Annotated in this window: 21 protein-coding genes, 1 tRNA gene and 1 pseudogene; 12 read left to right on the top strand and 11 right to left on the bottom strand. The window is 42.7% G+C overall.

The window, feature by feature from the left end:
- Window positions 1–258: 258 nt before the first annotated feature.
- From ACMXYS_RS08105 to amrB, 5 genes are all read right to left on the bottom strand, one after another.
- Window positions 259–2,859, bottom strand: coding sequence for a PKD domain-containing protein (locus tag ACMXYS_RS08105; RefSeq protein WP_415898195.1), 2,601 nt, complete (start codon window positions 2,857–2,859; stop codon window positions 259–261).
- 37 nt (window positions 2,860–2,896) lie between these two features.
- Complete coding sequence (locus ACMXYS_RS08100) at window positions 2,897–3,916, bottom strand: hypothetical protein (RefSeq protein ID WP_415898194.1); 1,020 nt, start codon at window positions 3,914–3,916, stop codon at window positions 2,897–2,899.
- Window positions 3,917–3,929: 13 nt separating this feature from the next.
- On the bottom strand, window positions 3,930–4,262 hold the full coding sequence (locus ACMXYS_RS08095; protein WP_415891486.1) for a hypothetical protein: 333 nt from the start codon (window positions 4,260–4,262) through the stop codon (window positions 3,930–3,932).
- A 553-nt stretch (window positions 4,263–4,815) separates the two neighbouring features.
- Window positions 4,816–5,400 (bottom strand): AmmeMemoRadiSam system protein A, encoded by a 585-nt coding sequence (gene amrA / locus ACMXYS_RS08090; protein WP_415898193.1) that lies wholly within the window; start codon window positions 5,398–5,400, stop codon window positions 4,816–4,818.
- The gene (gene amrB, locus ACMXYS_RS08085; protein WP_415898192.1) at window positions 5,387–6,166 is read right to left on the bottom strand and encodes an AmmeMemoRadiSam system protein B; all 780 of its coding nucleotides are present in this window, start codon (window positions 6,164–6,166) and stop codon (window positions 5,387–5,389) included. The genes amrA and amrB overlap by 14 nt, the downstream gene beginning before the upstream one ends.
- Window positions 6,167–6,316: 150 nt before the next feature.
- Here amrB and amrS point away from each other — a divergent pair, with 150 nt between their 5' ends.
- Window positions 6,317–7,387: an AmmeMemoRadiSam system radical SAM enzyme gene (gene amrS / locus ACMXYS_RS08080; RefSeq protein WP_415898191.1), complete on the top strand. Its 1,071-nt coding sequence runs from the start codon at window positions 6,317–6,319 to the stop codon at window positions 7,385–7,387.
- Window positions 7,388–7,658: 271 nt separating this feature from the next.
- Here the strand turns inward: amrS and ACMXYS_RS08075 are convergent.
- Window positions 7,659–7,735: transfer RNA gene (locus tag ACMXYS_RS08075), tRNA-Met, on the bottom strand.
- 330 nt (window positions 7,736–8,065) lie between these two features.
- Here ACMXYS_RS08075 and ilvC point away from each other — a divergent pair.
- The 9 genes and pseudogenes from ilvC (at window position 8,066) to ACMXYS_RS08030 (ending at window position 16,701) form a co-directional block, all read left to right on the top strand.
- Complete coding sequence (gene ilvC / locus ACMXYS_RS08070; RefSeq protein WP_415898190.1) at window positions 8,066–9,541, top strand: ketol-acid reductoisomerase; 1,476 nt, start codon at window positions 8,066–8,068, stop codon at window positions 9,539–9,541.
- A 140-nt stretch (window positions 9,542–9,681) separates the two neighbouring features.
- Window positions 9,682–11,127 carry a molybdate ABC transporter ATP-binding protein ModF gene (gene modF, locus ACMXYS_RS08065; RefSeq protein ID WP_415898189.1) on the top strand — a complete coding sequence of 482 codons (1,446 nt, stop codon included), beginning with the start codon at window positions 9,682–9,684 and terminating at the stop codon, window positions 11,125–11,127.
- Window positions 11,128–11,430: 303 nt separating this feature from the next.
- Window positions 11,431–11,787 (top strand): annotated as a pseudogene (locus tag ACMXYS_RS08060) (ATP-dependent zinc protease); the annotation flags it as partial.
- A gap of 129 nt (window positions 11,788–11,916) precedes the next feature.
- A complete protein-coding gene (rimK, locus tag ACMXYS_RS08055) occupies window positions 11,917–12,810 on the top strand; it encodes a 30S ribosomal protein S6--L-glutamate ligase (RefSeq protein WP_415898243.1) in 894 nt (297 codons plus the stop codon).
- Window positions 12,811–12,977: 167 nt separating this feature from the next.
- Entirely contained in the window at window positions 12,978–14,021 is a 1,044-nt protein-coding gene (locus ACMXYS_RS08050; protein WP_415898188.1) for an inorganic phosphate transporter, read from the top strand.
- Between the two features lie 13 nt (window positions 14,022–14,034).
- The gene (locus ACMXYS_RS08045; RefSeq protein WP_415888050.1) at window positions 14,035–14,679 is read left to right on the top strand and encodes a DUF47 domain-containing protein; all 645 of its coding nucleotides are present in this window, start codon (window positions 14,035–14,037) and stop codon (window positions 14,677–14,679) included.
- A gap of 96 nt (window positions 14,680–14,775) precedes the next feature.
- Complete coding sequence (locus ACMXYS_RS08040; protein WP_415898187.1) at window positions 14,776–15,603, top strand: AraC family ligand binding domain-containing protein; 828 nt, start codon at window positions 14,776–14,778, stop codon at window positions 15,601–15,603.
- A gap of 85 nt (window positions 15,604–15,688) precedes the next feature.
- Window positions 15,689–16,396, top strand: a complete 708-nt coding sequence (locus ACMXYS_RS08035; protein WP_415898186.1) for an AzlC family ABC transporter permease — start codon at window positions 15,689–15,691, stop codon at window positions 16,394–16,396.
- A complete protein-coding gene (locus ACMXYS_RS08030) occupies window positions 16,393–16,701 on the top strand; it encodes an AzlD domain-containing protein (protein ID WP_415898185.1) in 309 nt (102 codons plus the stop codon). The genes ACMXYS_RS08035 and ACMXYS_RS08030 overlap by 4 nt, the downstream gene beginning before the upstream one ends.
- A gap of 2 nt (window positions 16,702–16,703) precedes the next feature.
- Here the strand turns inward: ACMXYS_RS08030 and ACMXYS_RS08025 are convergent, their stop codons facing one another.
- Window positions 16,704–17,639 carry a D-hexose-6-phosphate mutarotase gene (locus ACMXYS_RS08025; protein ID WP_415898184.1) on the bottom strand — a complete coding sequence of 312 codons (936 nt, stop codon included), beginning with the start codon at window positions 17,637–17,639 and terminating at the stop codon, window positions 16,704–16,706.
- A 162-nt stretch (window positions 17,640–17,801) separates the two neighbouring features.
- Between ACMXYS_RS08025 and ACMXYS_RS08020 the strand changes: the two genes are divergently transcribed.
- Window positions 17,802–18,386, top strand: coding sequence for a DNA-J related domain-containing protein (locus ACMXYS_RS08020; RefSeq protein WP_415898183.1), 585 nt, complete (start codon window positions 17,802–17,804; stop codon window positions 18,384–18,386).
- Between the two features lies 1 nt (window position 18,387).
- Here the strand turns inward: ACMXYS_RS08020 and ACMXYS_RS08015 are convergent, their stop codons facing one another.
- From ACMXYS_RS08015 to ACMXYS_RS08000, 4 genes are all read right to left on the bottom strand, one after another.
- A complete protein-coding gene (locus ACMXYS_RS08015; RefSeq protein WP_415898182.1) occupies window positions 18,388–18,840 on the bottom strand; it encodes a GNAT family N-acetyltransferase in 453 nt (150 codons plus the stop codon).
- A gap of 50 nt (window positions 18,841–18,890) precedes the next feature.
- Window positions 18,891–19,058 carry a cysteine-rich CWC family protein gene (locus ACMXYS_RS08010; protein WP_415898242.1) on the bottom strand — a complete coding sequence of 56 codons (168 nt, stop codon included), beginning with the start codon at window positions 19,056–19,058 and terminating at the stop codon, window positions 18,891–18,893.
- A 159-nt stretch (window positions 19,059–19,217) separates the two neighbouring features.
- On the bottom strand, window positions 19,218–19,445 hold the full coding sequence (locus ACMXYS_RS08005; RefSeq protein ID WP_415898181.1) for a hypothetical protein: 228 nt from the start codon (window positions 19,443–19,445) through the stop codon (window positions 19,218–19,220).
- Window positions 19,446–19,497: 52 nt separating this feature from the next.
- Window positions 19,498–19,914: a hypothetical protein gene (locus ACMXYS_RS08000; protein ID WP_415898180.1), complete on the bottom strand. Its 417-nt coding sequence runs from the start codon at window positions 19,912–19,914 to the stop codon at window positions 19,498–19,500.
- Between the two features lie 325 nt (window positions 19,915–20,239).
- Here ACMXYS_RS08000 and ACMXYS_RS07995 point away from each other — a divergent pair, with 325 nt between their 5' ends.
- The gene (locus ACMXYS_RS07995) at window positions 20,240–21,211 is read left to right on the top strand and encodes an integron integrase (protein ID WP_415884544.1); all 972 of its coding nucleotides are present in this window, start codon (window positions 20,240–20,242) and stop codon (window positions 21,209–21,211) included.
- Window positions 21,212–21,245: the final 34 nt, after the last annotated feature.

Raw genomic sequence — 21,245 nt, 5'->3', positions numbered from 1 at the left:
AGCTTCAATAGAAACGTGTTAAATACAGCGCCCCTTAATACTAAAATAAAACTTACAATGAAGTGCAGGCTAGTTGTCTTGCAGAATTTATTTATACATCCCTTTACTATCAACAAGCCTCATAAACCTCTAAGTTTCAGTGATTACAGTGAGCAAGATTGCGATCTCTGCAACATAAATCCCCCCCAAATAAAAAGCCCATATCACAAAATGATATGGGCTTTAAAAGTTAATTAAAAAGTTTGATAGTCCTTATAGTTATTTTTTCTTACTGGTATGAATTACGATATTACCACCTGCTATGGAAGTCAGGCTATCGGTATCATCAGCTTCACCAATCAGGTTATCGTAAACAATTGCACCTGATGCTTTATCCCAAATTTTAATTCGGAACTGATCCACATCGATACTGTTATTGATTGCCGCATCTATGGCTGTGAGCATGAAGCCATAATCACCTTCGCCATTAATAGTGCCATCGCCCTTAAATTGAGCCCGCGAACCCGCTACGACTAGCCATTCATAAGACGCCGAATGGAAGTTTAGATCACCAGCCTTGAACTGGAACTGCGTTTGGCCGTCAGGTACAGACTTACCTTTTTTGTATCTGGCAACAAAGCCATATGAAGCCTTACCTACCATATTTGGATCAGCCACATATGCCCCTAATGGTGAATTGATGTAGCCACCACCCGTAACAAAGCCAGCACTTGGATCATACACAACGACGTACTGGTATGTTTGCTGAGCAGATGCACCATCATCGTCAGCCACTGTTACAGTGACAGTATAAACACCAGGTTCAGTGTAGACATGGGAACCTGCAGCAGTGTTATTTGCATTATCGACGGTGATAAATTCGTTAGGTGTGCCATCACCCCAATCTACTTCAGTTGTATGGGTATCAAGGAAACCATCATCATCAAATGACACATCTAAATTAACCGTGCTATTAACACTGACTAGAGGATCGACAGTTAATTGATTAATCATGGGCACAACATTAAAGACTGTTACATCATGAGTTTCTCCATCAGATCCACCGTCGGCATCATTCAATTCAACACTAACAGTGTAAAGACCATTATCACCATAGATATGAGAAAGACTAAAGGTCATTGCTGCTTCGTTAATTACTAATGGTTCTATTGTGCCATCTCCGTAATTAACAGTGCCGGACCAGCCTGTGGAGTTATCTGGATCCGAGAATGATCCACTCGCACTGAAATTTGAACCTTCATTAATTGAAGTAGCATCAGGAGAAACACTAACAACCGGTGGTACCAGTGGTGGAGCTGCCAATTCCCAATTTAGAGTTAGATCATAAAATTCAGGTGAGTCGCCTGCCTCGTTTGCAGCGAGCCTTACCTGAACTTGCGCATATCGGCCAATGACATTTGCTGGAGCCACCCCATTATTAACAGTTTGATATACTGCAGCCCCTAGGGCTTCTTCTGTGTTTGCTGATCTGATTTTAACCTCTACTGATGTTCCTTCTGGAAGAAGATCAGTCCAGGAAATTGCATCCCAAGTCGAATCGTCTTCACCACTATCATGAACGAAAGTCCATAAGCCTGATGGAAGTGTACTGTTACGAACTCCAATACCTGAAGCATCACTATAGGTATATGGCCCAGCCCCAACTGGGAATACACCTAGATGTGCACCTGTAGAGCCATCATATTTAGAAACATTGTTATTGTTAACATGAACGCCCCAAACATCGCCATTTGCATCTACAACAACACCTCGTAGATGACCAGTTCCAGCTTGTGCGGGACTTGACCATAGTAAGGTCCCATCTGGCTTGTACTTATACATACCACCATTTTGGTTACCAACTAATATATTGCCTTCACCATCAACGGAAATCCCTAGTGAAGAAATGCCAGTGTATCCCGTTGGTGTAGAAAAGGTATTGCTAGCAGGATTGAATTCTGAGAATGAATATCCATTCCTATTTGACAGGTAAATTTTGTCATTCCCAATAGAGATACCATAGGATTGATGATGACTTCGGGTAATTTGCGTACCTGTATTAGTATCAAGCTCACCTAACAGATTACTCAAACCTGCTGAATATAATTTACCGTTGCTATTTACAACACAGCCATATGGAGTAACGCCTACAGAGTAAGGACCTGCCAAAAGACTGCCATCAGCTGAGCTTAGCTTGTAATATCTTCTGTCATAATATGTACCTAACCAAAGGTTGCCATCATTGCCTATGCAAAGGCTACGACCTAACCTCCCAGGATCTCCAGCCTCTGCCACCCAAGCAATTCGCTCATCTGTAAGCTCGTTATTAGACAATCTGCCATCACCATTCAAGTCTACTAGTGGCATCATTTCATCTGGAGTAATACGGCAATCACCGTTTGCATCAGTCGATGTATCTAATTGGCCATCGCCATCTCGATCAATAAAACTGTCATTGAGAATTTTCATAACGAGAGGTCGTTTACCGTCAAAATGTCGGTTAGATACATAGACATTACCATCTGCGTCTACCGCTGTACGTGACGGAGCAGCACCTGCCCAAGGACTACCTCCCCCTACAAACCAAGTTTTATATCGAGCTGTTTCACAATTAGAGTCTGTATTGAGCTTAGATACTGAAGCCTCAGAGGCATTTGCTATCCACAACAATGGGAACGTTGTAGCGTTTTCATTAATTTGGAGTTGGTCAGCTATTACATCGTAATTTAGGCCATTCAATATCCCCTGACTAAAATCAGCATCCAAGGTATAGGTGGCTGACTCTATCGCTGATGCAACACTTGGTAGCAAACAAGCACTCATAGCTAACGGCAACAGCTTCATCTTAAAAGCAGTAATTTGTGAATTGTGATGTTTCATAATTCAATTCCTTTTTTATACGGTCATCAACCAAGCATCAGCGTCGAACATACTGAGGACTTTGTGCGGTAATAGAATCTTCAGTTAATTGGGTTAAATCCCCGCCATCCGGGTTTATGTTGAACAAAAGCGTCTTTCGACCTTTGTAGCCAACAAAAGTGATTTTTTTCCCTTCTGAATCCCACCTTGGTTGTGATGAGTCCATTGCTTTAGGACCAACAGATAACATGGCTGATCCATCAGCCTGAACAGTGAACACCTCTCTATCGGATTTACCGTACGGTATACCTACAAACGTGATCCGCTTACCATCAGGCGACCAATTAGTCCCTGAAACTTTGATATCACCTTCGTATAGTATTTTTTCAACCGGATTTAACTCGCTTCCGGAAAATTCGTATCTGCGTAGAGAAAACTTCTTATTTCGTTTGGTTGTAAACGCTAAGTATTTCCCGTCCGGTGACCAGGCCAGAGAGCCGTCGTTAAACTTCTTACCTGCTGATAGCTGTACAGTTTTTTTAGTGTGTAGATCCATTACAGAAATGTTTTTGGAGCGTCCATTAATACGAACAAAACTGAGATAACGACCATCAGGTGAAAACAGCGGCTGTACGTCTGTATTCTTGTCCGTCATTGGTTCTACGGCACCTGTGTTTATATCTACAGCCAAAATAGATGAACTATCTGGTTTGTCTGTTACGAAAACGACTTTATCGCTTTCTGGAGACCAAACAGGAGACATATCCAATCCAGGGTTACTAAAAAGTAGCCTAGGTTGTCGTTTCTCAACATTCATTACATAGATGTCGGGATTACCGTTTTCTAACAAGGTAAACGCAAGCCATTTACCATCAGGTGAGACAACCGGTTCCATTGCATCCCCTGCCGTTGATGTCATACGAAGATGCTTACCTTCAGAAGTAAGTTTAAACACTTCTTTATCTCCATCCCTTTCTGACACATAAATCAACGAATTAGATGCGAATACCTGCAATGGCATAGAGACGGCCAGTACCAAGAGTGGTGTAGACTTCTTAATAAAATTCCACTTATTCATAATGCCCCCTCAACTACTCTATAACGACTAAAATCGCAGGAAAGGCTGCATTTTCAGGGTTAGCTTGAGAAGTTGCATCGATGTTGTACTCACCTGCCACATCAGCAATCAGCACAAGAGTAACCTCGCCATTGGCGTTAGCTACCTTTGCTTCTGTGTGATTGTTACCATCAGGGTAGGTAATTGTGACCGAAACTGTTTCATCTGGGCTGAACCCCCCAGCAGTGACATCAACCTCTTCTCCTAGTCCAACACCCGATGGAACTGTCACCCAAGCTTGGCCATAGGAAGCTGCGGACAAAACAATCAATATAAGCCCGCAACATGCTTTGAATATCTTATTCATGAGACATATCCTCACTATCAATATTTAAATTCAATAAGTAAAAAAACAGATTGCGAGGAACAGAAAATGGAGGGTTTTGACTTAGTTAAGTAAACACATAAGGATTGCTTACTAATATAGTCAGCACTCTTTGTTTAAACTAACTCTCAGCTTGGGACTTGTTTGTTACTACACAAGCTACTTACAGCGACTGTTAGAGCGTTATTTTATATTCCTAATCCTTTGGCATCCCTATAGAACCAAGGAAAAAACGCAATCAACTGTGAGGTACTGGCATAGCCAGATCTTCAGACGTGACAATTTCCAGTTTGTGTATGTTTCGATTGTCCATATCCAGGCTCGACCTCAAGCCTTAATATAAAATTAGCAGTCGTTAATCTAGATGCAACTTCGAATATCTACAAAACTAAGTTTTTTTAATTTTACTTATTAATATATTACTTATTTAAACACTAACTGTTTGATTAACTTGATACTTTAGGGAAGTACTTCAAAAACAAATCGGACTAGCAATTGGTCTAGTATAGATAGTTTTAATATACCCTATTTCACTTCAATCTCTATCCAGTACATCTACCACTTGATAAATATAAAAATGGATTCGACCACTCCAGTAATCGTTAGGTAAACCAGCTTTTAACTTCAACTGTTGAAGGAATTTTTTTGCTGTAGGCAATTGCTGCCAAACGGAAGGTAGAAAGGTTGCTCGATGTCTTCCTTCTTCTATTATTACTCCATCAATTCCCGGCCTTAAGCAACTAATAAGTTCTTCCTCATTTGATACTCTCAATTCTACTGGGGGCGTTAAAACAGAGATATGAATTGAAAGGGAATCAAATTCACTTACGGGAACAGGTTCAAAACGAGAATCGTAAAAGGCTGCGTTAACTGCATTGCTCTGTAGATCTTTAAGTAAAGACCGTCGTGCTTCTAATGTTCCGATACAACCTCGTAGCTGGCCATTGATAGATAAAGTTACAAATGTTGCAGTTGGCTTATTAAGCCATGACAGTTTTGAAATTGAATCATAATCTATGGGCTCATTTTTTGAAGGTAATTCCAGCTTTGATGCAATTGAATCTTGAACAATTTCAATCATTAACTTTTGCTGTTCATAACTAAATTCAATAGATGGCATAAGCTCCGTACCCTACGACACGAGCCTTATCCCCCGCGCTGTCTCCAGAGTTACTGCTTTGCAATAGATGTGGTTTTAAGTGAGTGGAAGCTAATGCCCATAACAAACCATTAAGGCCCATGTATCCGCAAGCTTCATCACCTGTGATATCAGTATCACCATCAATAATGCGTTTATTGGTGTTTTCATCAATTAACTTAGCTTGAACGTAAGAATGGTAATGACTCAAGTCCGTACTGATAACGGTGAGTACCTCTGAATCTTGTAATGCAGGCATGATTATCTTACCGACTTCACTTGCCGTTGCATTTCCAACGACAACAGGAATTAAATCTGCTTGAATATCGATTTGTTGAATAAAAGGCAACTGAACTTCAAGACTGTGTTCTTGTGTATGTGCAAGGTCGTTGTAACTAACAAAGCCTTTATCAACTAATTCGCTGACTCTATCCGCAGCGATAGCGATGTTACCAAGTGGAGTATTGAATTGATCAGCCAAAGGAACCGCCATACCTTGAAATGCCACTCGATGGCTTGGCCCGATTAATAAAATGTACTTAAACGGTGAATCATGAGGGATACAACTATAAGCTGCGGCTGCGACACTTCCTGAATAAATATATCCAGCATGAGGGACTATTAGAGCCCTTAAGTTCGGGACCACTTCTCTCTGCTCTTTCCGTAATAAAGTATCTACTTCTCTTGCCAATTCTCTAGCATCATCTGGGTAAAACAAACCGGACACGGCTGGCTGACGAGTATTCATAAGCTTCTCCGTGGTATATCCCATTTAACAAGAGCGCATGAAGGTTGTTTGATTGCTAACTTTCACGGGCCGTCCTACTCTTCAAGTATAGAAATAAGTTACGAAAGTTTTAAAAACATCACCGATTAATTACCCAAATAGGAACCCAGTATGAGTGTCATTGAAGTGGGGTTCTGGCATGAACTTGATCAAAACAAAATTCAATGTGATCTATGCCCACGTTTTTGCAAGTTATCAGACGGACAACGTGGTCTCTGTTTTGTGCGTGGTAATGAAGGTGGTCGGATGTATCTGTACACGTACGGACGCTCAAGCGGCTTTTGTATAGATCCCATAGAGAAAAAACCACTAAATCATTACCTACCGGGTACTCCCGTATTATCTTTCGGTACAGCCGGCTGTAACCTCACCTGTAAATTCTGTCAAAACTGGGACATGAGCAAAGCCCGTGAAATGGATAAGCTTGCCGATGCAGCCAACCCTGAAAAATTAGCAAAATACTGCCAGAATCACCTATGCCGCTCTATCGCCTTTACCTACAACGATCCTGTTATCTTCCTTGAATACGCTGAAGACGTTGCTATCGCGTGCCATGAATATCAAATTAACGCTATCGCAGTCAGCGCAGGTTATATTACCGATATAGCTCGCCCTCGTTTTTTTAAGCACATGGATGCTGCAAATATTGATTTAAAAGCATTCTCAGAACGTTTTTACAAAAAGATATGTGGCGCTAGCCTCACTCCCGTTCTAGATACTCTTCTCTACCTTCATAACGAAACCTCAGTTTGGTTTGAGATAACTACACTGCTAATTCCTGACGAAAATGACAGTGATGAAGAGATCGATGCAATGACGCAATGGATTTACGACAACCTTGGTCCCTGCGTCCCATTGCATTTCTCTGCTTTTCACCCTGATTGGAAAATGTTGGATAAGCCTCGAACTCCTTCATCTACGTTGACCCGCGCCAGAAAAATCGCAATGCAAAACGGGCTGAGGTACGTTTATACGGGTAATGTTCATGATACTACCGGCAGCTCAACCTACTGCCACAATTGTGGACTGCGTTTGATTGAACGCGATTGGTATCAACTAGGAGAGTGGAATCTTAAATCAGGCTACTGTGTTGGCTGTGGCGAACCTTTACCTGGTAGATTTGAAGACAGTCATGGTAATTGGGGAGCTCATCGACAACCACTGTATTTATCTGGGAAGTAACTAGGCTATAGAAACGAAAAAACGACTTAGGATTAACTAAATCGGTTTTCTCTATGTTTGGTAGCGGGGGCTGGATTGATTGGCTATTGCCACCTTTCAGGCTGCGTACTGCGTGCTAGATGGTAATGACTTCATCATTTCTGAACCAACGACCTTCGCCCGGGGTTATAAGACCTGAGCCCGGCGCGCTACCAAGCTTCTCCATACAAATTACATACCCTATAAACGAAAAAACCGACTTAGAATTAACTAAATCGGTTTTCTCTATGTTTGGTAGCGGGGGCTGGATTTGAACCAACGACCTTCGGGTTATGAGCCCGACGAGCTACCAAGCTGCTCCACCCCGCATCAATGTGGTGCGAATAGTATAGACCGGCTCAACCTTTAGCAAGCACTATTTCACGCAGATGCAAAATTAATTACAAAACAGCCCTTTTCTGTTTATTAAACATACAGTTAAGGCATTTTTTGATCATCTCAAACAGTTTTCATCTATTTAAACTGGATACCTGCTAATAAACCGCTATTATTGCCTCACTTTGTATGGGATTAATCATTGCGCAAAACGCAACAGAGCAAACCATATATATCATTTTACGCGATACCCTTTATCTTTTAGAGTAGCGCTATAACAAACATGTCGGTTTACCGACTTTATATTTATTACGGAATGTAGAAATGTCTAAGAACTATTTCAACACGCTTCCACTGCGTGAGCAGCTAGAACAGCTGGGTAAATGTCGTTTTATGTCTATGGACGAGTTCAGCGATGGCGTTGAAGCTCTTAAAGGCAAAAAACTAGTTGTTATCGGTTGTGGTGCACAGGGCCTAAACCAGGGTCTTAACCTGCGTGACAGTGGTCTAGACGTTTCTTACGCTCTACGTCCAGCTGCAATCGCAGAAAAGCGTCAGTCTTGGAAAAACGCTACTGAGAACGGTTTCGTTGTTGGTACTTATGAAGACCTAATTCCAACTGCTGATGTAGTTCTTAACCTTACTCCAGATAAGCAGCACACACCTGTTGTTGAAGCTGTAATGCCACTAATGAAAGAAGGCGCTTGCCTATCTTACTCTCACGGTTTCAACATCGTTGAAGAAGGCATGCAGATCCGTGACGACCTAACAGTAATCATGGTTGCTCCTAAGTGCCCTGGTTCTGAAGTACGTGCTGAATACGTTCGTGGTTTCGGTGTACCAACGCTTATCGCTGTACACGAAGACAACGACCCTAAAGGCGAAGGTCTTGCACTAGCTAAAGCTTACGCTGTAGGTACTGGCGGTCACAAAGCAGGCGTTCTAATGTCTTCTTTCATCGCTGAAGTTAAGTCTGACCTTATGGGTGAGCAGACTATCCTTTGCGGTATGCTACAGACGGGTTCTATCCTTTGCTTCGACAAAATGGTTGAAGAAGGCATCGACGCTGGTTACGCATCTAAGCTTATCCAGTTCGGTTGGGAAACAATTACTGAAGCGCTTAAATACGGCGGCGTGACTAACATGCTAGACCGTCTATCTAACCCAGCTAAGATCAAAGCATTCGATCTTTCTGAAGAGCTAAAAGTTATCATGCGTCCGCTTTACAACAAGCACCAAGATGACATCATCGACGGTACTTTCTCTCGCGTGATGATGGAAGACTGGGCGAACGACGACAAGAATCTTCTTGGCTGGCGTGCAGAAACTGCTGAGACTAACTACGAGAAGACTCCAGCAGGCGACGTAGAGATCTCTGAGCAAGAGTTCTTCGACAACGGTATCCTAATGGTTGCAATGGTTAAAGCGGGTGTTGAACTAGCATTCGAAACTATGACTGCTGCAGGCATCATCGCTGAATCTGCTTACTACGAGTCTCTACACGAAACTCCGCTGATTGCTAACACAATCGCACGTAAGAAGCTTTACGAAATGAACGCAACTATCTCTGATACTGCAGAGTACGGCTGCTACCTATACAACCACGCTTGCCTACCACTACTAGGCGACTTCATGAAAGGCATCAAAACTGATGTTATCGGTAAAGGTCTAGACCTTGCTGATACTGGCGTTGATAACGCTCGTCTAATCGAAGTTAACGAAGCACTACGCTCTCACCCAGTTGAAGCGATCGGTAAAGTGCTACGTGGCCACATGGCTGACATGAAGAAGATCGTATAATTATCTGATATTTATACATTTTCTTTCTTGTAAGAAAATTAAAGCCAAGGCTTTGCCTTGGCTTTTTTTTAGCTAAATTTAAGCCTTTTCCGTAACAGATCCCTATAAAACCCAATCGATAGATCCGCATATTAGAGACTATGAACAGCATTAAGATTGAGAATTACACGGCAGAATTTGGTGAGTCTTTCACGCTCAACAACATCAATTGGACAATTGAACCCAACCAACATTGGGTGATTACTGGCACCAACGGTTCCGGTAAGTCTGCCCTATCTGCAATCTTGGCCGGTGCAGGCGATAAAGTCAGTGGGACTATCTCGGGCCTACCAAAACATGTTGAACTTGTTTCTTTTGAAGCTCAGGCAGAACTGATTGCCCGAGAGCTTAAGAAAGACGATGCCGATATCATGGATGTTATTAGTGAAGGCACTCCGGTAAGAGAAATTCTGGAAGAAGGTAAAGCGATCTACCCAGAATTTGATGCTGAACTACTCGATCAACTTGTTAGCATGTTCAAACTAGAACATATGCTTGATCGTAGCTTCAGAAAGCTCTCAACAGGTGAAACGCGTAAGATCATGCTAATTCGCGCCCTAGCGAATAATCCAGACCTTATCATCCTAGATGAACCTTTCGATGGTCTAGACGCTGACTCTATGAAGCTGTTGCACGACCTGCTAGCAAGCAAGATAGATTCAATGGGTATGATTCTGGTATTAAACCGTTTTGATGAAATGCCGGACTTCATCACCCATGTTGCTTATACCGACAAAGGTGAGCTTCATCACACAGTTGATATTAACGACAAGCAAGCCTACGACGACCTGTATCAACTGTTACACCTTAAAACGACCGATCTATCTGTGCCACCTACAGATGAATCCGATCGTCCACCAGCACTGAATCCAGAAGATCCGTTGGTGCGTTTAACGGATATTAAAATTGCCTACGCAGATTCAAAAGTTATTGACGGCCTTAACTGGACTATAAAGCCGGGCCAACACTGGCAACTAAGCGGCCCTAACGGCAGCGGTAAAACCTGCTTGCTGAACCTAATTACCGGCGACCATCCGCAATGCTATACCAACGATATCTTTGTATTCGGTATGCAACGCGGTAACGGCGAAACCATCTGGCAGATCAAGCAATATATCGGCTATGTATCTACCGCGCTTCAGTGGGAATACCGTGTAAGCATCAGCCTTAGAAACGTCATTATCTCCGGTTTCCACGACAGTATCGGTATGTACACAAAGAGTACCGATAAGCAGAAAGAAGTCGCAGACCAGTGGCTAGCCCTGCTAGGTATGGAAGATCGTGCCAACGAGCCATATAACCAGCTTTCTTTTGGTGATCAACGTTTATTGCTTATTGCACGAGCGATGGTTAAGCACCCTACTTTGTTGATCCTTGATGAGCCTTGCTTAGGCCTCGACGATATCAACCGCCAGCTCGTACTGGCGTTAATTGAAAAAATCTGTGCCAGTGGAGACACAACGGTTCTATATGTAAACCACCACGCGGAAGACCAGATCAGTGGGATCAAAGAGTTTAAGCAGTTAGAAAAGCTAACCGCTGAATAAATTCTCTAAGGCATAGCATTACTACAGTACCGTTCACTTAAGGTTTTCCTAACTGTATTTTGGGTAGGAGCTCAGCCCTCTGAGCGAGAAAATCGGCCACAGGGTGGCCTCCTACATTTTTCTGCCAGCTTAAGTGAAAAACATTGCTAGTTTTCACTAGGCCCTTTTCATTTCAGATCCACTCTAATACCGTCTAAAAAATTTCATATAAAACCCGCAAAAAAAGATTGTCTCTTGATTAAAACAGGAGTCAAATTGCACTCATGTACCACAAGGCAAATGCCTTTATTGAGGATCAAATGAGTGACAATCGAAAAGAATATCTGCGGCGCTGAAGAATGGTGCAAGTTCCCTCAACTTGCCGTTCCTGCAATTAAAGCCAGAGTCGACTCTGGTGCCAAAACATCTGCAATTCATGCTTTAAATATCCAACAATTCCAAAGAGATGGCGTTGCTTGGGTCAGATTTGATGTATGCCCATTACAGGACAATCGCAAAACAGTAGTTCATTGCGAAGCCCCTATATTTGATCGCCGCAGTGTGAAAAGCTCTAGCGGCACATCGGAAAAACGCTATGTAATCAAAACAAGCTTAGCTATTGGCGATCAAAGCTGGGATGTTGAACTTACCCTGACCAATCGAGATGCGATGGGCTATCGCATGCTATTAGGCCGTGAAGCGATGTCGGGTAAGTTGATTGTAGATCCAGAAGAATCTTTTTGTTTAGGTGATATTGCAGATGATGAGTTGAAAGAGCTCTATCTAAGCAAAAAACCACCTAAAAAAGGCATGAAAATCGGCGTACTAGCTAGCAACCCAAATCTCTACAGTAATCGTAGGATTATGGAAGCAGGTGAAGAGCGCGGTCACGAGATGGTGTTCCTGAATATCAAGCACTGCTACATGAAGATGGATGCTGAAAATCCAGAGGTTCATTATCGTGGCGGCAAGGTACTAAACGATCTTGATGCAATTATCCCGCGGATTCGCCCAAGCATGACCTTCTATGGCTGTGCATTGACACGTCAATTTGAATCTATGGGTGTGTATTGTCTAAATACCGCAGGGGCTATTACTCAATCTCGCGATAAGCTACATTCTCTACAACTCCTCTTCGAGAGCAAGATTGATATTCCGATCACGGGCTTTGCTAACTCACCGCTCGAAACGGATGATCTGATTAATATGGTTGGTGGCGCACCACTGATCATTAAGTTGCTTGAAGGAACTCAAGGCAAAGGCGTTGTACTCGCTGAAACCAAGAAAGCCGCAGAGAGTGTTATTAATGCATTCAAGAGCCTTAAGGCCGACATTCTCGTTCAGGAGTTTATAAAAGAAGCCAACGGCAAAGATATCCGCTGCTTTGTAGTGGATGGAAAAGTTGTGGCTTCGATTCAGCGTGAAGCTGAACCTGGCGAATTCAGAGCGAATATCCATCAGGGTGGTACAGCGAGCCTTATCGTTCCAACATCAGATGAGAAGAAGATCGCTATTAAAGCTGCTAAGGCCATGGGCCTCAAAGTAGCTGGCGTAGATATAATTCGTTCAGCGAAAGGTCCTTTACTGTTAGAGGTAAACTCTTCTCCGGGCTTGGAGGGCATCGAAGGCGCAACCGGTAAAGACGTTGCTGGCCTGATGATTCAAGCTATAGAGAAAAAGCTAAAGTGGGTTGTTAAAGTATAGCGTTCTCCTAATTTTCAACTCATAAACCCGTTCCCATACTTTTGGGAATGGGTTTTCTGATCATGCACTAATTTCTCCTGCCCTTTTCAAATCCATAAATCCATTCCCTGACTACTATTAAGTTATTAGCCTCCAAAAATTAAAGCTAATGGGAGTCAGCAAATTAGATGGATCAAATTGGGCTATTCCTCATAGTTGCGACAGCCATTGTTATAGTCTTCGATTTCACCAATGGATTTCACGATGCATCCAATATGATCGCATCAGTGATCGCTTCGCATGCAATGACACCTCTACAAGCTATTTTAGTCATAGGCACATTCACCTTTTTGGGGCCTATGCTTGGCGGTACGGCTGTCGCGAACACCATTGGTAAATTCGTGACGTTAGATGATCTCCCAAACAATCTATCTCTCTCATTAGTGATCTGCGGCTTATTAGCTGCCACAGTTTGGAATCTATTTACTTGGTATAGAGGCCTACCCTCGTCTTCGTCACACGCATTGGTTGGTGGTTTAGTTGGGGCGGTTGTCGTATCAGCCGGGCCAGAACATGTACTCTGGGGTTTTTCACAATTAGCCCAAGGACAGATCACTGGCGTTACTAAGGTGCTGCTAGCACTGTTTATATCCCCTTTAGCAGGATTTTGGATAGGCTTTTTACTGCAACGAATCACCCTGTATCTATTGCGAGCAGCCAGCCCTTTGATCAATCGTGAATTAAGGGGCGCTCAATGGTTCACTACCGCAGGGTTAGCCTTCTCTCACGGCGCTAATGATGCCCAAAAAAGTATGGGTGTATTAACCCTCTGCTTACTAATGAGCGGTGAGATCACGGAATTTGTAGTGCCATTTTGGGTCATCCTAGTTTGTGCCATCTCTATTACATTAGGCACGCTATTGGGCGGCTGGCGAATCGTTAGAACCCTAGCCTTCTCAATCTACAAAATTAGGCCCCTACATGCCTTTAACTCTCAAGCCTCATCTGCAGGCGTTATTTTTTTGGCCTCAATGATTGGCGCGCCAGTATCGACCACCCATGTAGTTTCCTCATCTATTATGGGTATAGGCGCGGCAGAGAGAGCTAAAGCCGTTAGATGGACAAAGGCTAAAGAGATCGGCATCACTTGGCTAATCACCATACCGGGTGCTGGCATAGTCTCCATTATTAGTTATGGCGTACTGAGCCTTACTAAGCTTGCTTTAATATAGAAAAGGATTGGATATGAGCGATCAGAGTAAACAAAACCTCTTTCGTAAACTCCTTAATAGGATTGTCCCTACGCCACCTGACTTTTTCTTACTTCTAACCGAGCAATGTACGTTGGTAACGGTAACGATACGAAACCTCTATCAATATATGAAAAGCCCTAATCCCTATCTTGCTGAGGTATTAGCAGCAGATGAGCACCAAGCGGACGCGCTGAAAATTCGTAACTTGCACCAGTTGAACCGGGCATTTTCTACTCCTATCGATCGCGAAGATATCTACCGCGCCATTGCCTCATTAGATTGGATCATCACACATTGTAAAAGCACCATAAATGAGATGCTCGATCTAGGCGTCGAGCCCGATGAACAGATGGTGAGGATTCTTGAAGAGCTTTTAACGGGTTGCGAAGCCTTAGAGAGAGGTTTTGGAGGACTGTCTACCTATCCTGCTGGTAGCGAGAAAGATGCGCAAATTGCCCGACATGCTCATAGACGTATCGAGAGACTGTATAGGCACAGCTTAAAAGAACTCTTCCAAGGTGAAGTCACCACCGAGATGCTGTGTAAGCGAGAGATCTACCACCATTTGATGGATGGATCGCGAAGATTACATGCTGCTGCAAACGTCCTTCACGATATTATGGTCAAATTGATCTAATTAAATCGATAAATTGTCAATTCCATCGCCACTCTATCCAGGCAAAAGATCAATTTTGTACAAAAACCGGAATACGGTTTGCGCTAGAATGTAGCCATGAGCAAAAAAGAGATCGCTAACTACCATATAGAAGATGAACTTGGCGGATTAGAGATGCTAGAAGCATCCTATGAGCGCCAGAATTTTTCTAGGCATAGCCATGAGGGCTATACAGTAGGCGTGATTGAGGAAGGTGCTCAGCGCTTCCTAAGAAATGGTGCTAACCACGTTGCGCCACAAGACACTATCATCCTAGTTAATCACGACGAAGTACACGATGGTCACTCTGCAGCTGAAGGTGGCTGGTCTTATAAAGCGATCTATCCTCTACCAGATCAATTAGCGAGTATCGCGAAAGAAGCTGGCCTTAATATCAGCGGCTCAATCTATTTCTCAGAACCTGTTGTTAAAGACCCTGAGCTTGCAGGCTTGTTTCGCTTATCCCTATATCACCTGCAACACTCTGATAACCGCTTGCTACGTGAGACACTGCTATACAACGCATTACTCAAGTTGATGCAGCGTCATGGTAAATGCATCACAGAAATACCTGAACAGGCCGATGCTAAATCACGAGTCGCTTTGGTAAAAAACTACCTCGATGATCACCCACAAGCTGATGTGTCTCTAGAAGATCTAGCCAAACTTGCGGGCATTAGTGCTTTTCATCTGGTACGGCAGTTTCAGAAGTTCTATGGACTCCCTCCCCATGCTTATCAAATACAATCCCGTGTACGGCTAAGCAAGCGCTTTATAGCTCAAGGCGACACACTATTAGATGCTGCTTTAAAAGCAGGCTTTCACGATCAGAGCCATCTTAACCGTCATTTCAAACGCACTATCGGTGTAACGCCGGGTCAATATGCTCGGCAGATAAGAAGCTAGCATTACAAACACGCAGCAATCCCGTACAAGACTCACAATCACTGAATATTTATCTTTATCGCTCAACATAAGAAAGAGCGTGAAAGTGAATAGTCAGATAATAATTCCATTAAACCCTAAGCAATCCTTCCTTAAAGGTATGGTTGCGATGTTGCCCCTTATTGTCGCTGTGCTGCCTTGGGGTATATTAGTCGGCGCATACGGGATCGAATCAGGTCTAACCGCTTGGCAAACTCAGGCCATGTCACTGTTTGTATTTGCGGGCACTTCACAGCTGGTTGCTATAGGTATGCTACAAGCCGGCGCTTCTATGTTCAGCATACTCGTCACCACATTGCTGATTACCTCACGACATCTGCTGTATAGCATGGCAATGCGACAGCATATCCAGGCACTACCTCTTAAATGGCGCAGTTCACTCGGCTTCCTGTTAACCGACGAACTCTTCGTAAACGGCACTCAAGATAACGGTATATTTAATCGTTGGTATGCATTAGGTGGCGGCTTAAGTTTCTATATCGCCTGGAATTTTGCGACGCTGCTAGGGATCGTCGCAGGCGCAGCTTTACCCAATCTAACTACCCTTGGATTGGACTTCGCGGTTGTCGCTACGTTTATCGCCATACTCATCCCAATGATAAGGAACCTCTCATATCTGGTCTGTGTAGGTGTATCTCTGGTGGTATCGGTGTACTGCGAAGCTCATGAGGTCCAAGCAGGCTTATTGGTCTCAATTATTTTGGGGATGTTAAGTGGTTATTTCTTTAAATGCACAGCGAGGAGATCAAAATGAATGATTGGCTGTTGTTCGGGCTTATGGCGATCATTGTATTCGCAAGTCGCTATCTCTTTTTAGAACCCCGCTTACCACTAAAGCTAAATGATAAGGCTCTAGAGCTGCTCAGCTATTCGGCCCCTGCCGTACTAGCAGCCGTTATAGGCCCATTAGTATTCTTACAGGAAGGAAAGCTAACAACGAACTTGGACAGCCCATATATTATAGGCGCACTGGCTGCCATCGTGCTGATGCTTTTAACTAAAAACACCTTGATGACAGCCGTACTGAGTATGGGTGTGTTCTTCGTCTGTAATCTATAGGGTTACAGACGAACAGAGCGGATCGAAACTTTGCTAATGGAATCACTACCAGGCGCTAGTTCAACCGCATTATCGAGAACAGAAGCATTTTCTAAGCAGACCATATTCTCATAGTCATTATCAGCAAAATGGCTTAAACGTTTGCTTTTATCGATCCAAGGGTTCCAAACCACCATATCAGGGAGGTTATCAGCACTCATAAGGATCTGACGACGCATCTGCTTATCTTTGATAGCAACCTGAGCTGGAATATTTGGGTAGATACGATCCGTTTCAGCCGAAATGCCAATGGCAGTGTTAGATTGCTTAACCTGCCAATCCTCCAGCGTATCTATGTACTCAACAGCTTCCAATCCTTCGATAGCAGTCTCACTGACATGACCAATCTGAAGATAACTGTGCAAAGCACTGGTATAACTAAAGGCATCCGAACCTAAGTTTTTAACTTTGAGCTCTAAATCTAATTCGGTACCCACGGTAACTGTCAACCGCAGGACCGCAGGAAAAGCCCAGAGCTCTGTAGGCAAAACCTCGAGCTGAAGTGTCAATCGGGTCGTTTCACTATCGATCAGATCGACAGCTAATAGCTCCCAATCCTCAGATCGCACAAAGCCATGTGCAGGTGGTTCTGCGTTGCTAACTTGGCCTTTAACTTGATCTGGATTTCTGGAAAGATCCCCAAACCATGGCCAGCAGATAGGTACTCCACCGCGCAGAGACTTACCGGCTTTAAAATCGTTTTCTTGGCTCAGCCATAAAACAGGCTGCTCCCCTATTCGGCTGTACTCAGCAACTTGCGCCCCTTGCAAAAAAACAGTGGCCGAAGCCGCTTCATTTTTTACAGCAATGGCAATGAGCTGCTTATGAATCTCAATAGTAATGCCTTTTAAAGCACCATACTTTGCGTACAGCGCTTGAACTTGATCTGCCAGATTCATAATTTTTGTTATTCCTGGTTACTAAACTGCAAGGCAGTATTTTACGCTTACCAATACTTGGGTAAAAGCCAATCGTGCGTTTTAATGCATGAAATATTCTCGACTGGTAATCCTCATCCTACGCCGATAAGCTGCTCTAATCATCAGCAAAACTACTGAATTATGCATCGCAACCCACTAGTAACTCCCATAGAAGATATCCTTAGACAGTCGGAAAGCAGCTTAAGTGAATATGAGTTGTTAAAAGCTCTAGATCTCAACGCTGATGATTTCGGGGAAGATGCACCCTCAGGTAGTGACTTGGCCCTGTTTAGACAGCATTTCCTGATTATGAATGCGCTCTATACCCTACAATCCAAATTTTGGGATCAAGGCTTAACGCTGACTATCTCTGCATTAGAGATCAGACTTATCAAAACCGAAATCAGCAATCAAAACGAATTGACACTAGAGTCAGATCAAGCAGTCAGAGAGTACTATCTGGATTGGGATGAGTTCACATCAAGTAACGAAGAATCGGTTAACAAACTGCTAGATAGTTTTTGGACCCGTTATTTTAATCAAGATCACTATCAGGATGCTCTCGATGTTTTAGGTCTAACTGAAGACAGCGATTATCAGTCGGTCAAAACACAATACCGAAAATTAGCCTCAGAACATCATCCAGATAAAGGTGGCTGTAAGGTGAAATTTAATGAGATCAGAGAGGCTTATGAAGTAATTGTTAGCATTAAAAACAAGACCTAACCTATTGATTAATCATTAGTACCATAGGTTGATAAACCAAGCCTGACAACTCTCCCACCTCCCCTTTAAGCTCAAAACCATATTTCCGATAAGCAGGCACTGAAGGTAATGAAGCGCTGACAGTTACGATCTCTGATCTCGCATATTTCAATACAGCTGTAAGTAATCTCCGACCAATCCCGCCTTTTTGCTGACTAGGCGTAACAAATAACATCGCTATATGGCGGCCTTCCTTTAGCTCTATAACGCCTAAGATTTCACCGTTATTATCTTCTGCGACGAGCATACGATTATCTTCTTTCATCCTCTCGGCAAAAGCATCTGCAGAGGATATTGCCGCAAAAGTAGCGATCCCTTCATCAGACAATGATCCAGCAACCGAGTCAAAGAAAGCGTCTAAACAGACCTGACTAACGCCCTCGGTATCGCTCTCTTTCATCTCTCTAATGATCATCTTTTTCCTTAATATTTCTCACTTCAATCTATCAAACTGAAGGGCTCTGTTTATTTTTCAGAATCGGGAATGTTATCCCAACTTTCTTTAAACTCATTTAGACACTTACAGCACAAACACACATCCCATCTTTCAGCCAAATAACCGGCCTGCTCCCTTGTTAGGTAGATCTCACTGCAATCACAAATAAAATAGCTACCGACTTTGCACTCAAACATTGAGTCACACTTCGGGCAAGTTGCTTGTTCATGTTGAGGCATACATAAATCCAAATCACTAACGTTGAGGTTTAACGGTCGGTATACGGATTATAAGTGAAGAATAAATCTGTTAACGGGACGGGTAATTAAGTTTTCAACTAGAAACCTTATAAGGCCTTATAGCGAATACAGAACGTAAGCCGAAATACACCATATAACAGCCCCAACTAAACGCTCTACCGCATCGCCATAGCGAACCTGCTTATTCCAATGCGGAGGGTACACTACTTTTATAGAATACCGACCTGTAGCTGACAGGCTCATATCCAACAGTACCCCGCCCTCTATAGCGAGCTTTAAAAGAAGACCGAGGCCTTTGATTACAGCTTCTAAAATTTCTAGCATTTATGTTTATTGTTCATAGCAGCCTAAAAGAGTACGTCGGGTGGCTTTTTTATTATGTATTTCTGAATCTTGGTTGATGATGCAGAAACAACACCAAATTCTTTACTGAGGTAACTTTGTCAAAATATGGATTTTTCTCAGGGCTATCAGTATAAATTCCCAAGCGCTCTGCTACAGCCAAATAAATATCATCAAGATCATCAGGGTCCATATTATAGGTACTATCAAACGTATCTTCGGTTTCGATGGGGAAAGGCTTACCGTTGTATTTTCCAAGCCAGAGATGAAGTTCATTCCAAACTTCCCTCATAATTTTAGTATCGACACTTCTGTACTCGAAAGATCTCGCATATTCGCAGATATCCGCTTCCCCACGCTCATTGGATAACCGTTTCATCCTGAAATGCTCTAAGACACCTAGGATTAACATAAGGATTATTATTGCTACAATGATGTATAAAGCTTCCATATGCTTACCTATTTATAACAGCTAAATATACGACAAGTGAAATGTAGAAAGGCGACACTTTGTCGTATATCTTCAATATTAATATTTTAGAAGTTAGGCATAACCTTTTGATATTAAATACATATATTTAAAATCTCAGAATGGCTAATTTGTAGAAAAGCGACAAAGTGTCATGTTTCCACATCAAAATTGAAAAATGACCATTGATACGAATCATTCTCATCAATCCATTAAGGTAGGTTAACCTACTTCCTTGGTTTCTCTATGTTTGCACAACTAAACGCCACATGAAATACTGACTAAAAAACCAGTACAAGGATGTACAATGGCCTCTCCATTCATTCAGTCGCTTCGCGAGCATATTCGCGCTAGAAACTACAGTAAAAGAACCGAAAAGACTTATATTCATTGGGTTTTAGATTTTATTAGATTCAATAATAGAACCCACCCAGAGCAATTAGGTGTTCCTGAAATCGTACGCTACCTTGAGTACCTCGCAGTAACTCGACAAGTATCCCCTTCCACACAACGAACAGCTTTAAATGCACTTATCTATCTATACAAACAATATTTCGGTAGGGACGAATCACTGCTACAACTTGGTTCATTTAAACGTGCATCTAAGCCAAAAAAATTACCTATCGTCTTAACACAAGAAGAGTTAAGGAGAATTTTCCACCATTTACATGGTGATTATCTTCTATGCGCAAAGCTGATGTATGGCTCAGGATTACGCTTGATGGAAGCTTGTCGGATTAGAATCAAAGATATTGATTTTAATAGACTATCAATTCACATATATGAAGGAAAAGGAAACAAACAGCGAATTACCACCTTATCAGAGCTCTGTGTTACAGAACTCCATAAACAGATTAAATACAGCAAATTATGCTGGGAAGAAGATAAGGTCTCTGAAGAATGGTCAGGTTGTTATCTAGCCCCTGCTCTCGCAAGGAAGTATCCAAATGCTCCTTTCGAATTCGCATGGCAATATTTATTTCCAACAAAGAAACGCTTAGTCGATGAACGTAATAACAATGCTATTCGCCGGCACCACATCCACGAACGTTCCATGCAACGCGAATTCAAACGTGCGGTCGTTAAGAGTGGGATAAACAAACCCGCAACCTGCCATAGCCTTCGCCATAGTTTTGCAACACACCTCTTAGAACGCGGTGCGGATATAAGAACGGTGCAAGAACAGCTTGGGCATAGCGACGTAAGAACCACTGAGATCTATACCCATGTACTTAATCGTGGTGGACGCGCTGTTATTAGTCCATTACAAGATCTATAAAAATAGATTTATGAGGGCTAGATTGAATCTAGCT

Source organism: Neptuniibacter sp. QD57_21 (assembly GCF_047778075.1).
Taxonomy (GTDB): Bacteria; Pseudomonadota; Gammaproteobacteria; order Pseudomonadales; family Balneatricaceae; genus Neptuniibacter.
The sequence above is the reverse complement of the archived record's forward strand: the minus strand, read 5'-3'. Positions and strand labels throughout refer to the sequence as shown.

Excerpts from the sequence above, each read along its gene's own strand:
- ACMXYS_RS08100 (WP_415898194.1), bottom strand. The coding sequence starts at position 3,916 with ATGAATAAGTGGAATTTTATTAAGAAGTCTACACCACTCTTGGTACTG.
- modF (WP_415898189.1), top strand. The coding sequence starts at position 9,682 with ATGAACAGCATTAAGATTGAGAATTACACGGCAGAATTTGGTGAGTCT.
- ACMXYS_RS08095 (WP_415891486.1), bottom strand. The coding sequence starts at position 4,262 with ATGAATAAGATATTCAAAGCATGTTGCGGGCTTATATTGATTGTTTTG.
- amrB (WP_415898192.1), bottom strand. The coding sequence starts at position 6,166 with ATGAATACTCGTCAGCCAGCCGTGTCCGGTTTGTTTTACCCAGATGAT.
- ilvC (WP_415898190.1), top strand. The coding sequence starts at position 8,066 with ATGTCTAAGAACTATTTCAACACGCTTCCACTGCGTGAGCAGCTAGAA.
- ACMXYS_RS08005 (WP_415898181.1), bottom strand. The coding sequence starts at position 19,445 with ATGCTAGAAATTTTAGAAGCTGTAATCAAAGGCCTCGGTCTTCTTTTA.
- ACMXYS_RS08025 (WP_415898184.1), bottom strand. The coding sequence starts at position 17,639 with ATGAATCTGGCAGATCAAGTTCAAGCGCTGTACGCAAAGTATGGTGCT.
- ACMXYS_RS08020 (WP_415898183.1), top strand. The coding sequence starts at position 17,802 with ATGCATCGCAACCCACTAGTAACTCCCATAGAAGATATCCTTAGACAG.
- ACMXYS_RS08105 (WP_415898195.1), bottom strand. The coding sequence starts at position 2,859 with ATGAAACATCACAATTCACAAATTACTGCTTTTAAGATGAAGCTGTTG.
- ACMXYS_RS08010 (WP_415898242.1), bottom strand. The coding sequence starts at position 19,058 with ATGTTTGAGTGCAAAGTCGGTAGCTATTTTATTTGTGATTGCAGTGAG.
- ACMXYS_RS08000 (WP_415898180.1), bottom strand. The coding sequence starts at position 19,914 with ATGGAAGCTTTATACATCATTGTAGCAATAATAATCCTTATGTTAATC.
- amrS (WP_415898191.1), top strand. The coding sequence starts at position 6,317 with ATGAGTGTCATTGAAGTGGGGTTCTGGCATGAACTTGATCAAAACAAA.
- ACMXYS_RS08030 (WP_415898185.1), top strand. The coding sequence starts at position 16,393 with ATGAATGATTGGCTGTTGTTCGGGCTTATGGCGATCATTGTATTCGCA.
- ACMXYS_RS08040 (WP_415898187.1), top strand. The coding sequence starts at position 14,776 with ATGAGCAAAAAAGAGATCGCTAACTACCATATAGAAGATGAACTTGGC.
- ACMXYS_RS07995 (WP_415884544.1), top strand. The coding sequence starts at position 20,240 with ATGGCCTCTCCATTCATTCAGTCGCTTCGCGAGCATATTCGCGCTAGA.
- ACMXYS_RS08015 (WP_415898182.1), bottom strand. The coding sequence starts at position 18,840 with ATGATCATTAGAGAGATGAAAGAGAGCGATACCGAGGGCGTTAGTCAG.
- ACMXYS_RS08045 (WP_415888050.1), top strand. The coding sequence starts at position 14,035 with ATGAGCGATCAGAGTAAACAAAACCTCTTTCGTAAACTCCTTAATAGG.
- amrA (WP_415898193.1), bottom strand. The coding sequence starts at position 5,400 with ATGCCATCTATTGAATTTAGTTATGAACAGCAAAAGTTAATGATTGAA.
- ACMXYS_RS08050 (WP_415898188.1), top strand. The coding sequence starts at position 12,978 with ATGGATCAAATTGGGCTATTCCTCATAGTTGCGACAGCCATTGTTATA.
- rimK (WP_415898243.1), top strand. The coding sequence starts at position 11,917 with ATGAAAATCGGCGTACTAGCTAGCAACCCAAATCTCTACAGTAATCGT.